Origin of the sequence: Metabacillus malikii, from assembly GCF_030813355.1 — a bacterium.
Classification (GTDB): domain Bacteria; phylum Bacillota; class Bacilli; order Bacillales; family Bacillaceae; genus Metabacillus; species Metabacillus malikii.
The window spans coordinates 1-12,317 of record NZ_JAUSUD010000048.1; the positions used below are offsets into that span (position 1 = coordinate 1).

A 12,317-nucleotide genomic window follows, 5' to 3' on the forward strand; every position below is an offset into this window, starting at 1 on the left:
AGAATTGGAGTGTTAATACGAAATATCAGGTTGAACGAATCAATCAGTTAATAAGAGGTTGGGTTAACTACTTTAAAGTCGGCTATATGAAGAAAATACTTCGGGCAATAGACGCCAATACCAGGTTTAGACTGCGAATGTGTATCTGGAAAAAATGGAAAACAGCGAAGAATCGTAGGAGAAACTTAATTAAACTAGGTATGGACAAATATAGTGCATACAAAAATAGCCACACAAGTAAAGGGGTAACCCGTATCGCTTACTCTTGGATACTCACTACAACAATAACCAATAAGAGACTAGCCCAATTTGGACTAATCTCCTGCACGAAACATTACAACAAAGTGCACGCTTAAGATAAAATTGAACCGCCGTATACGGATCCGTACGTACGGTGGTGTGAGAGGTCGGGAGTTAACCACTCCCTCCTACTCGATACTTCAATCAATTTTTCCTGTTAACAATAAGCTTTACTAAACGTCGAGCCCTCTTTTCTATGGTAAACTATTATGAGGGGAGGCGCATAAATGTGGAAACATTGAAGATTGGTGAGACAAAGATTACTTGGTTAAATGGTGGCTGCACAAATCTTGATGGCGGTGCAATGTTTGGTGTTGTACCGAAGCCATTATGGTCAAAGAAGTATCCAGCTAATGAACTAAATCAAATCGAATTGCGAACAGACCCGATATTAATTCAAAAAAACGGTTTAAACTTATTAATTGACAGTGGAATAGGGTGCGGTAAACTAACAGATAAACAGCTAAGAAATTATGGTGTGACGGAACAATCCTCATTAGAAGAATCATTAATGAGTTTAGGACTTACTGTCAGTGACATTGATAAAATAATAATGACTCATATGCATTTTGACCATGCATGTGGTTTAACAAAATGGGTCAACGATGAGCTGCAACCTGTCTTTCCACAAACACCGATTATTACTTCTACCATTGAATGGAATGAAATGAGAACTCCTAATATCAGATCGAAAAATACATATTGGCAAGAAAATTGGATGGCGATTGAACACCAGGTGACTACGTTTGAAGACGTTGTCACGATAACCGATGGAATCACAATGTATCATACTGGCGGTCATAGTAATGGGCATAGTATTGTTGTCATTGAGGATGGTGACGAAGTGGCGATCCATATGGCGGATATCATGCCAACACATGCACATTATCATCCATTATGGGTCCTAGCCTATGATAATTATCCAATGAAATCAATTGAAATGAAGCAAAAGTGGTTAAAATATGGAGAAAGTCATCAAGCATGGTACCTCTTTTATCATGATGCAAAATTACGAGCGGTGAAATGGAATAAAGAAGGTACGATAATTGATAAGCTAAAAAGAGAAGGGTGACGATAATAGTCACCCGTAGAAATTAGTTGATTTGTTCAACATGAACGATGAGGCCTGTATTTTTATCGACAAATGCTTCATATTGTTCTGACTCTCCATCAACTGTTCTGGAAATACCAGCTTTATAAACATCATATGTTACATATTCTGTACTATAGGCTTCGGGTATTGTATAAATCCATGAACCATCTATAGGCCCTTTCTCTTTGAAGGCCTGTTTGACAATATTCAATGCTTTTTCAGAAGAAATGGCACGCTGCATTACTTTGTCTTTTAGGAGATAGCCTGTAGCAACACCAAGGCCAAATCCAATATAAAAATATTTACCTTTCAATACATTTCACTCCTATTGTTAGGATTTGACGTACAAACCGTTTATAAACTATTTTATTATATCATTTTTTACGACCTACTGTTTAAGGTTACATAACATCATACGACTAGGTGAAATGATATATCCTATATTGAGATGAAAAAGATAACAAATATGATGCGCTAAGCGCGAATATGAGGGTGAAGCACAATGAATGAAGAATCGTTACAGCTTTTTAAGACATTGACAGAAATTCCGGGTGCACCAGGGAATGAGCATCAAGTGCGTGCATTTATGAAAAAAGAGTTAACGCCTTTATCTGACGAAATTGTTCAGGATAAACTAGGCAGTATTTTCGGTGTTAGACATGGAAAACAAGGTGACCCTGTCATTATGGTCGCAGGACACATGGATGAAGTTGGTTTTATGGTCACGCAAATAACGGAAAATGGGATGCTTCGTTTCCAACCACTTGGCGGATGGTGGAGTCAGGTTCTTTTAGCACAACAAGTTCAAATTATTACCGAGAAAGGTCCTGTTATAGGGGTAATCGGCTCAATCCCGCCTCATTTGCTTAGTGATGCACAACGTTCTAAACCAATGGATATAAAAAATATGCTGATTGATATCGGTGCGGATAATAAAGAAGATGCAAAGCAAATAGGGATTAGACCCGGTCAGCAAATCGTTCCGATTAGTCCATTCACTCCGATGGCAAATACGAAAAAAATTCTCGCGAAAGCATGGGATAATCGTTATGGCTGCGGACTTGCAATCGAGCTTCTAAAAGAATTAAAGGGAGAAACATTGCCTCATACTCTCTACTCAGGTGCAACTGTTCAAGAGGAAGTTGGTTTAAGAGGGGCTCAAACAGCAGCGACGATGATAAACCCTGACATTTTCTTCGCATTAGATGCAGGACCTGCGAACGATATGAGTGGTGATAAAAAACAATTTGGTCAACTTGGAAAAGGTGCAGTACTAAGAATTTATGACCGTTCAATGGTGACACACCGTGGACTGCGTGAATTTATTCTAGATATGGCGGAAACACATCAGATCCCGTATCAATATTTTGTTTCGCAAGGTGGTACAGATGCAGGGCGTGTCCACGTCTCAAATAAAGGAGTCCCATCAGCCGTTATTGGTATTTGTGCTCGCTATATCCACACATCTGGGTCCATTATGCATGTTGATGACTATGCTGCAGCTAAAGAGCTATTAGTAAGACTCGTGAAAGCTTGTGATGCAACGACCGTAAAAACGATTAAAGACAATGCCTAAAAGATTTAAAAGATATGAAAGAAGGAAACAAAAGTGATAATCGCAATCGGGACGAAAAACCCAACAAAGGTAAATGCCATTAAAACAGCATTTGCCCCACATCTATCAGCCGAATTTGCTGCACTACAGGTACAATCTAACGTCTCACCACAACCATTATCAGACGAGGAAACAGTAACTGGTGCAATCAATCGTGCGAAAAATGCTCTAAATGAGGCGACAGCACAACTTGGAGTAGGTTTAGAAGGTGGTGTTATAAAAAGTGAGCTAGGTTACTTTTTATGCAACTGGGGCGCAATGGTTGATAATGAGCTAAAACCAATCGTTGCCGGCGGGGCTCGAATTGTTCTACCGAATGAAATCGGCGACGAGGTTTTTTCAGGAAGAGAGCTTGGTGATGTAATGGATGAATATGTAAAATCACATCAAGTCGGCAAACATCAAGGGGCAATCGGAATTTTTACAAACGGGATTATAAATCGAACAACGATGTTCACACATCTCGCTGAACTGTTAATTGGTCAATATCTATATCAAAACAAACAGGAAAAATAAGCGGCTTCTGTCGCTTTTTTCTATGATGAAAAAGCTATACGAAGGATTTAAGCAAAATCATAATGGCTTGCTTAAGTATTTTGAAGAACGAATAAAAGCGGTGAATGAGTCTCGAAAGTGGAAAGTGATCGTTGTTTCATTTAAAATGAAACAATAATTATTTTTAAAACAAATGAGTTAACATTATTGGAGGAAATAAATATGCAGAAATTACAATCAATTGAAGAATATAAACAACTAGTTTCAGGAGATCGTACAATTTTCATGTTTTCAGCAGACTGGTGTCCTGATTGCAGAGTCATTGAACCTATTTTACCGGAAATTGAGGAACAAAACAGTACCTATACTTTTATTTATGTCGATCGTGATGAATATATTGATTTATGTGCAGAGCTTAATGTTTTCGGCATCCCTAGCTTTGTTGCTTACCACCAAGGTGAAGAAATTGGCAGATTCGTCAGCAAAGATCGTAAAACACAAGAACAAATTCAACAATTTATTGATAGCCTAAAAGCTTAATTAGAAATGATAAATAAATGAAGGAAGGAGGGGAAGGGATGAAAAAATTAACATCTAGAAAGTTAGTAGAAATGCTGAAGGAAAAAATCAATCAACCTGAGTGGCGTTTTGATTTTGACCGTGAAAAGGATAGTCTTAGAATTGAAGATGTCACGTTAGAAAAAGGGGTTACCTTATCATTACCAGGTATAATTGCCAAATGGGAGACATCGAAAGAAAAGGCTGTTGATGAAGTTGTTTATTACGTGAAAGAAGCACTCATCGCGATGAAAGATAATCAACAGCTTACCGGAAAAGAAAAGAATGTTTACCCAGTCATTCGTTCAACATCGTTTCCAGTGGAAAGTAGTGCAGGGGTACCGTTAATCTATTCCGAACACACGGCAGAGACACGTATTTACTATGCATTAGACTTAGGGAATACGTATCGATTAATTGATGAAACGATGATGAAAAAGGAAACCTGGACCTTAGACCAGATAAAAGAAGTAGCTTCATTTAATGTACGTTCCTTAGAAACAAAAGTTAAAGAAGACCATGTCGCAGGAAATGTTTTTTATTTTTTAAATGCGAATGATGGCTACGATGCTAGCCGAATTTTAAATGATAGCTTATTACAGTCATTTAAAGAAAAGGTTGAAGGTGAAATGGCTGTAGCTGTACCGCATCAGGATGTATTAATCATTGTTGATGTCCGAAATAATGCAGGATACGATATTCTAGCTCAATTAACGATGAGCTTCTTTGCTAGTGGAACTGTTCCAATTACAGCACTATCTTTCCTATATGAAAATAAAAAGCTAGAACCGATTTTTATTCTAGGGAAAAATAAACCACAAAATTAAATGGTTTTGGAAAACAACCCCACAAAAAGTTGAGTATTCTCGTATTTTTTTATGAAAAGGTCAGTATCAAACCTAGTTTTTTAAAAAAAAGAAAGAGGCCTGATAGAGAAGTTCTACACAAGAGCTTATGAAAATCAGACAACCTCTTTCTTTTCTTTTATCACGATTATTGTGTTGCAGAGGTCTAGACTTCAGCGTCAAGTTGATTTAAAGAACCATATTAAAAGATATAGTTAAATGCTAGAAAACAGTTGACGTTAAACTTGAAATAAGACAGATAATCATGGTAAACATAGTATAACTTTTAAAAAGAACAAAGAATCATCTTCAAATCTAGACAATTATTGATACAATAAAGTATACGATAGATTGAAATGTTGAAAGAGTGATTAATAATGAATTGGTTTAAAAAATTAGTAACATTCGTTTCGAGAGAGGAAGAAGACGAGGAAATAACTGAGCAACCTATGCCACCTATTCAAAACCATACACAAGCTAAACTTGACGAACCATCCAGCTATAAGAATGTAGAGGCAAAGGTATCATATCAATATCCAAAAGGAAATTTTCGCTTTCCTGTCATACCAGACGAAAAAATCATCCTTCGTCATGAACGACCACGAACGAGAAAACCACGAGAGACGTATCAAAATAAAGAGACTACTGCAACATATACTAGTAAACAGAATAAACCGGTGAAGGAAGAAAAAGAGGAATTAAAACCTCGAAAGCCATTCCAGCCTACATCAATTCCATCACCTGTACATGGCTTTCAAAAACGTAAGCCACGGCAAACAAAGCTAGAAGAGCTAAAAGATTCAAAGGTTGAGAACTTTGAGACGACGAGGAACTTAACGGAGTCTTCGATGACAAACCAGACTCAATCTCACCGAAGTCTGCAGATTGAAGACGCGTCAATACCAGTACATGATGAGATAGCTTACACGAAAGATAGAGAACATCTGAAAGCTGTCACGGCTGATGAGTCTCATGATTTTAAAATTACGAATTGGTCGTCACGACTTGAAGAAACTGAAATCGAGCATGAATATTCGAACGACGATGAATTACCTGTCGTTACATTTTTTAATGAGAAACCTGAACAAGATAGTAGCACAAGTTACTTAGATATACTTACTGAAAATCAAGAAGCGCAAGAAAAAGTGCACCCGATAAACCATTTGTCAGAAGAACCGCACCATCAGGAACTAGGTAACCAATTTGAACAAGAGGAAACTAGTGAGTTAGAATTCGATTCCAGAGTAGGGAATATAAAACCTGAATGGGCTATTGATGATGATGTGCAACTAGAGACAGACCTGACTGTACACATTGAACAAGCAACTGATGAAGAGTTGGATACTAAAATACCTGTACAGAAAGTAGCGGACGTTCAACAAGAAATTTATCAAACTGAACAGGTTGAAGAGGCAACTGATGAGGAGGTTCTGGACTCTGCGTTAAGGCATTTAATCACTGGTCAGATAGATGAACCAGATGAAGAACAGTTATTTGCAGCAGACACGGCTGAACAATGTAAACATGACTACCAAGAGCAGTTTGAAGCTAAAACAACTAGAGAGATTGAACATACAGAAGACGAATTGCCAGGGCATAGTCAGCAAGAGCAAGATATTCGTCAGTATAATGTGCAGGATGAAACAGTAACAAATCTATCTGAACAATCTCATCAGCTCGAATCCGAACCACAACAATCAGTTGCAGCTGTAAATCAAGAGGATACAACTATAAAGGACAAGCACGAACAAGACCAAATAAATTCGCAGCAACAGCGAAAGAAATCATTGCCATTTAATGTGATGATGTTAGGCCGCGATAAACAGCGCATGAGAGAAAAAGCGGAAAATGGGTATCAATTTCCATTGCTAAACTATTTAAATGTACCTGAACGCGAATTTGTCGAAGATGACACGTGGTTAACCGAGCAAACGGCGTTATTAAACAGTACGTTACATAACTTTAATGTGCGAGCAAATGTTGTCAATGTTACACAAGGACCATCTGTGACAAGATTTGAAGTCCATCCAGAACCAGGTGTCAAAGTAAATAAAATCACCAATTTAAGTGATGATATTAAACTGAGCCTGTCAGCAAGGGATATTCGAATTGAAGCGCCAATACCAGGGAAAAATACAATCGGGATTGAAGTGCCAAACAAAGTAAGTAAGATGGTCTACCTTCGCGAAATTGTTCGAAGTACGGAATTTAGAGCAAACAAATCGCCAATGACGGCTGTACTAGGCCTAGATATTTCAGGTCAGCCAGTTGTGACAGATTTAAAGAAAATGCCCCATGGCCTTATTGCTGGTGCAACTGGTTCAGGGAAAAGTGTATGTATAAATACCATATTGGTCAGTCTTTTATATAAGGCAAAACCAGAGGAAGTTAAGTTAATGCTCATTGACCCGAAAATGGTCGAATTAGCTCCATATAATAACATTCCACATTTAGTGAGCCCTGTTATTACGGATGTAAAAGCTGCTACAGCTGCATTGAAATGGGCTGTAGAGGAAATGGAACGCCGTTATGAGCTATTTGCTCATTCTGGAACGAGAGAGATTACTAGATATAATCAACTTGTCAATGAACATAAGCAAGGAGAGCATCTTCCATATTTAGTCATCGTCATTGATGAGTTAGCTGATTTAATGATGGTAGCACCTAATGATGTAGAAGAAGCGATTTGTCGTATTGCCCAAAAGGCTCGTGCATGTGGAATCCACTTAATTGTAGCGACACAGCGTCCATCTGTTGATGTTATCACAGGTCTTATTAAGGCAAACGTACCAACGAGAATTGCTTTTTCGGTCTCATCACAAGTTGACTCAAGAACAATTATTGATGTTGCAGGTGCAGAAAAACTCCTAGGTAAAGGGGACATGCTATTTTTAGAAAATGGTTCATCCAAAGCTGTCCGCCTCCAAGGTACTTTCGTATCAGATGAAGAAATTGAACGTGTTGTAGCACATGTACGGAAGCAAGCAAAGCCACAATATTTATTCCATCAGGAAGAACTAGTTAAAAAGGCGACGATTCAATCTGAAGAAGATGAACTTTTTGTTGAAGCTTGTGAATTTGTTGTTAACCAAGGTGGAGCTTCGACTTCATTGTTACAAAGACATTTTCGTATCGGCTATAATCGAGCAGCAAGACTCATCGACATGATGGAAGAACAAGGAATTGTATCTGAAACAAAAGGCAGCAAACCACGTGATATTTTAATTTCTGAAGAGGAATTAGAAGTGATTCATGGGGACTGATTTTAAGTAGCTCTACTTATAAAAAACTTTTCTTTTGAAAGTGAAAAAAATAGAAACAATTGCAAAAAGGAGTAAACATGGATAAGGTTGTGGAAATCGAAGCCATTCGTAAAGAAAAAGAGCAGCAATTTAAGCAGCTTACTTCTTTACATCTCGAATCATTTCAAACCTTTGTCGAACGAGTCAATATTCGAGAAAAGGTGAAAGCAAAACATGTATTTAAAGAAATGGTTGAACATAAACGTTCAACCATTTTTACGGAAAAGGAAGAACAATTGTTTAGCGAGTGGTTCAAATTTGATTACATGACGATTAATGGTCGCACATTGTATCAGGAATTCCTTGCTCAGTCGACTGTAGACAAACAACATCCTAGTAATGCCGTACTTCACGCTTTATTATTGGCTAGTGTACTTGAGCCGTTTAAAGTAATAAAATCTGAAAATGGACATATACATGCAATGAAATTACTTACAGGTGAGCATTGCAAATTCCATAGTGTTCCATCAAAGTTAAATAAAAATGCAATTGTCTTTATTCGTTCGATACCGCTATACAATGATTTGTTATGTGTAAGTGAGAAATTTGTAATAGAGGAAGAGCTAGCAATTAGTTTTCAAACTGTATATCAAAAGCAAGATGAAAGTTGGCGTGCATTTTTAAAACGAAATGCAATAAAATATATATGGAGCAAATTTCGCATAGATCAACCAGAATAGACTTTCATTTTACATGAATACATAGTCAAGTTTAGATTCAAGTGATATAATATACATTCGTAAGCAAATTACATACAGTGTACACATGAAAAGCAAAGTAATTTGACAAAAAATATCTAAATAAAAAGCTGTAAAAATACTGATGGTACGAAACATAATATTTATATGATAGGTGAAAATTAAAATAAAAATCTTTTGACGATAGTATAGTGGAAAAGGTTGTTATATAAAGTTGGATAACATTCTTTTTTTAGTGGTTTCATATAGATGGGTTGCAAATCTAGATGAACGTCATATACTGTCAAACAGATAGACGTTTGTTGGAGGTTCTATTATGACTGTTTATCATTTTGTTGGTATTAAAGGGACTGGAATGAGTGCCCTTGCTCAAATTTTACATGATATGAATTACGAAGTTCAAGGTTCGGATATCGAAAAGAAAGTGTTTACGCAAAAAGCCCTTGAAGCACGTAACATTAAAATATTTCCTTTTGCAGAAGAGAATATTCGAGAAGGTTTAACGGTTATCGCAGGTAATGCATTTCCTGATACGCATCCAGAGATAGAAGCAGCGAATCAGCTTGGCCTTCCTGTCATTCGTTATCACCGCTTCTTAGGTGATTTTATGAAAATGTATACAAGTGTTGCGATAACTGGTGTCCATGGGAAAACGTCAACTACCGGGTTATTGTCACATGTTATTCAAGGTGCAGAGCCAACTTCATTTCTAATTGGAGATGGAACAGGGAGCGGTATACCTAATAGTAAATACTTTGTCTTTGAAGCATGTGAATATCGCAGACATTTCTTGTCATACACTCCAGATTACGCAATTATGACAAACATTGACTTTGATCACCCTGATTATTTTGCAAATCTTGAAGATGTATTTAATGCTTTTCAGGAAATGGCTTTAAATGTCAAAAAGGGAATTATCGCATGGGGCGATGATGAACAATTACAACAGATTCAGGCAAAAGTACCAGTTGTATATTACGGTTTCGGTGAAGATAACGACTTCCAAGCAAGAAATATTGTGAAATCAACTGATGGTACGACTTTCGATGTTTTTGTCCGCAATACATTCTATGGTAATTTCCATATTACAACATATGGTGATCATAGTGTGTTAAATGCATTATCCGTTATTGCCTTATGTCACTATGAAGGCGTTGATATCGAAATTATTCAACAAAGATTGCAAACATTTGAAGGTGTCAAACGTCGTTTTAATGAAAAACGGTTAGGTGATCAAATCTTAATCGATGATTATGCACATCATCCGACCGAAATTAATGCAACGATTGATGCTGCACGACAAAAGTATCCTGATCGTGAAGTCGTTGCAGTCTTCCAACCACATACTTTTACTAGAACACAATCATTTCTAGAAGAGTTTGCGGCTAGTCTTCAAAAAGCAGATACAATTTATTTATGCGATATTTTCGGTTCAGCAAGAGAGAACACAGGTAAGCTTTCAATCGATAATTTATTAGAAAAAATCGATAATTCAAATTTGATTACAGAAGATGAAACATCTGTTTTAAAGAAACATGAACAGGCAGTAATCGTATTCATGGGTGCTGGAGATATTCAAAAATATCAGGAAGCTTATGAACAGGTTCTTGCGTAATTAAAAATTAATGAAAAAGCGAGGGTGACTCAAAACGAAAGTCTCAGACCCTTCAAACACGAATATATAAGTAAAAAGTAATGACTATTTATTGCTGCTTACATTCTATATTTTCGTGTTTGTTGGTCCTGTCAGGGATTTTTTGAGTCACTCTCTTTTCGTATAAAAGGTAGGTGCAGTCATGATAAATGCGGGACAAGCTGTTTTACACGTCACACATTTAAGCAAGTCTATTCGTAAAACGGAGATTATTAAAGATGTTAGCTTTCAACTAAAAAGAGGTGAAATTCTGGGTCTATTAGGTCCGAATGGCTCTGGGAAAACAACGATTTTAAAGATGCTCGTCGGCCTTATTAAACCGACAAGTGGCCAAATTGAAATTGAAAACACCTCACTATTAAAAAATCCACAACAAGCAATTCGCCATGTCGGCTCAATTATTGAAAATCCTGTTATGTATGATTTTTTATCAGGCTACGACAACCTTGTGCACTTTTTTAGAATGACGGACAAATTCAATGTTGAACGAATAGATGAAGTGATTGAACAGCTCCATATGGAGGAGTACATACATGATAAAGTGTATACATATTCGTTAGGTATGAAACAGCGAGTTGGTCTCGCCCAGGCTATCCTACATCAACCTTCGATTTTATTGTTAGATGAGCCAACAAATGGACTAGACCCTGAAGGCATTAAAAGTTTACGAGAAACATTACGCGATTTAGCAGAAACCCAACATGTATCAATTATAATTTCCAGTCATATTTTAGCGGAAATTGAGCTAATTTGTGATAGTGTCATGGTCATTGATAAAGGGAAGTGCATTGTAAAGGGTACAATGGCTGATTTACAAGGCGAGACCGATGGTAACTATACTTTTACTTTTAAAGTATTAGAAAGTTCAAAAGTCGAGCGTGTATTAAAACATAGCTACTCAGATAAGGAAATCCGATACGACGCATCAGGTTTCACGATTGAAGCAACTCTTCACGAAGTTGCACAAATAAACAAATTTTTAATTTCCTCGGGAATAAATGTTGTCGGAATTGAACGAAATAGTAGCCCATTAGAAGAGATATTTTTAACAAGGTTAGGAGGTGAACAAGACTAATGCAATTTGTAAACTTAATCAAAAATGAACATATGAAACAATTCAAACGTCCACGTGTATGGGTATTTATAACGATTATGGCGTTAATGAATCTTATTGTAGGCATCTTTTTTAAGTATTTATTTAAGGGTACAGAGTTCACGTTTTGGGATTACATCCATGTCAGTTCATACTTGCTTTTAGTCATTCAATTCATGTGTATCATTATTGCAGGAGATAGTGTTGCGAACGAGTTTGAAAAGGGAACAGTAAAGCAATTATTCACTAGACCAGTGAAAAAGTATAATATCTTAATTTCAAAATTTTTAATCGTTACATATTGTGTCCTATTACTGACGGTTCTTCAATTTGTTATGTCAGCTGTGTTCGGACTAGTCTTTTTTGCATCAACATTAATGAACCTTAGTGAACAAGTATTAATTGGATTAGGAAGCTATCTGTTTACGTTTATTGAAATCGTTATAATCTGTGCGCTTGCCTTTTGCTTATCAGCTATAACGAGAAGTAGTATCCTCTCAATTGCGATTTCAATCTTTTTAGTCTTTACATCAAACATCGTAATCACATTACTTAATCACTACCAATACTGTAAACAGTCACTTTGTATCCTCACAATTACCGCAAACATTTCCAAATTCCTCCGGAATTCAATATATACTTCTCTGAAATAATGTGCTAAATT

General features: G+C 36.7%; 12 protein-coding genes. 11 read left to right on the plus strand and 1 reads right to left on the minus strand.

From position 1 onward, the window contains the following. Positions 1-356: group II intron maturase-specific domain-containing protein (locus J2S19_RS23190; RefSeq protein WP_307347154.1), on the plus strand; the 356-nt coding region annotated here is incomplete at its 5' end. Positions 357-529: 173 nt separating this feature from the next. After that, a complete protein-coding gene (locus J2S19_RS23195; RefSeq protein WP_307347157.1) occupies positions 530-1,372 on the plus strand; it encodes a YtnP family quorum-quenching lactonase in 843 nt (280 codons plus the stop codon). Between the two features lie 22 nt (positions 1,373-1,394). Here J2S19_RS23195 and J2S19_RS23200 read toward each other — a convergent pair whose 3' ends face one another. Continuing rightward, complete coding sequence (locus J2S19_RS23200; RefSeq protein WP_307347159.1) at positions 1,395-1,706, minus strand: PepSY domain-containing protein; 312 nt, start codon at positions 1,704-1,706, stop codon at positions 1,395-1,397. Positions 1,707-1,895: 189 nt separating this feature from the next. Here J2S19_RS23200 and J2S19_RS23205 point away from each other — a divergent pair, with 189 nt between their 5' ends. From J2S19_RS23205 to J2S19_RS23245, 9 genes are all read left to right on the plus strand, one after another. After that, positions 1,896-2,969 carry a M42 family metallopeptidase gene (locus J2S19_RS23205; protein ID WP_307347161.1) on the plus strand — a complete coding sequence of 358 codons (1,074 nt, stop codon included), beginning with the start codon at positions 1,896-1,898 and terminating at the stop codon, positions 2,967-2,969. Between the two features lie 33 nt (positions 2,970-3,002). Beyond that, positions 3,003-3,524 (plus strand): DUF84 family protein, encoded by a 522-nt coding sequence (locus tag J2S19_RS23210; protein WP_307347163.1) that lies wholly within the window; start codon positions 3,003-3,005, stop codon positions 3,522-3,524. Positions 3,525-3,725: 201 nt separating this feature from the next. Further along, positions 3,726-4,043, plus strand: coding sequence for a thioredoxin family protein (locus J2S19_RS23215; protein ID WP_307347166.1), 318 nt, complete (start codon positions 3,726-3,728; stop codon positions 4,041-4,043). A gap of 38 nt (positions 4,044-4,081) precedes the next feature. Next, positions 4,082-4,888 (plus strand): DUF1444 domain-containing protein, encoded by an 807-nt coding sequence (locus J2S19_RS23220; RefSeq protein ID WP_307347169.1) that lies wholly within the window; start codon positions 4,082-4,084, stop codon positions 4,886-4,888. Between the two features lie 395 nt (positions 4,889-5,283). Beyond that, positions 5,284-8,169, plus strand: a complete 2,886-nt coding sequence (locus J2S19_RS23225; protein WP_307347172.1) for a DNA translocase FtsK — start codon at positions 5,284-5,286, stop codon at positions 8,167-8,169. 77 nt (positions 8,170-8,246) lie between these two features. Further along, positions 8,247-8,888, plus strand: coding sequence for a hypothetical protein (locus J2S19_RS23230; RefSeq protein WP_307347174.1), 642 nt, complete (start codon positions 8,247-8,249; stop codon positions 8,886-8,888). 334 nt (positions 8,889-9,222) lie between these two features. Next, entirely contained in the window at positions 9,223-10,521 is a 1,299-nt protein-coding gene (gene murC / locus J2S19_RS23235) for a UDP-N-acetylmuramate--L-alanine ligase (RefSeq protein ID WP_307347176.1), read from the plus strand. A gap of 181 nt (positions 10,522-10,702) precedes the next feature. Beyond that, positions 10,703-11,635 (plus strand): ABC transporter ATP-binding protein, encoded by a 933-nt coding sequence (locus J2S19_RS23240; protein WP_307347180.1) that lies wholly within the window; start codon positions 10,703-10,705, stop codon positions 11,633-11,635. Further along, on the plus strand, positions 11,635-12,306 hold the full coding sequence (locus J2S19_RS23245) for an ABC transporter permease (RefSeq protein WP_307347182.1): 672 nt from the start codon (positions 11,635-11,637) through the stop codon (positions 12,304-12,306). The genes J2S19_RS23240 and J2S19_RS23245 overlap by 1 nt, the downstream gene beginning before the upstream one ends. The last annotated feature ends 11 nt before the right edge of the window (positions 12,307-12,317 follow it).

What these genes read in the sequence shown, in the direction of transcription:
- J2S19_RS23205 (WP_307347161.1), top strand. Translation starts at nt 1,896, where the DNA reads ATGAATGAAGAATCGTTACAGCTTTTTAAGACATTGACAGAAATTCCG.
- J2S19_RS23240 (WP_307347180.1), top strand. Translation starts at nt 10,703, where the DNA reads ATGATAAATGCGGGACAAGCTGTTTTACACGTCACACATTTAAGCAAG.
- J2S19_RS23220 (WP_307347169.1), top strand. Translation starts at nt 4,082, where the DNA reads ATGAAAAAATTAACATCTAGAAAGTTAGTAGAAATGCTGAAGGAAAAA.
- J2S19_RS23225 (WP_307347172.1), top strand. Translation starts at nt 5,284, where the DNA reads ATGAATTGGTTTAAAAAATTAGTAACATTCGTTTCGAGAGAGGAAGAA.
- murC (WP_307347176.1), top strand. Translation starts at nt 9,223, where the DNA reads ATGACTGTTTATCATTTTGTTGGTATTAAAGGGACTGGAATGAGTGCC.
- J2S19_RS23215 (WP_307347166.1), top strand. Translation starts at nt 3,726, where the DNA reads ATGCAGAAATTACAATCAATTGAAGAATATAAACAACTAGTTTCAGGA.
- J2S19_RS23230 (WP_307347174.1), top strand. Translation starts at nt 8,247, where the DNA reads ATGGATAAGGTTGTGGAAATCGAAGCCATTCGTAAAGAAAAAGAGCAG.
- J2S19_RS23245 (WP_307347182.1), top strand. Translation starts at nt 11,635, where the DNA reads ATGCAATTTGTAAACTTAATCAAAAATGAACATATGAAACAATTCAAA.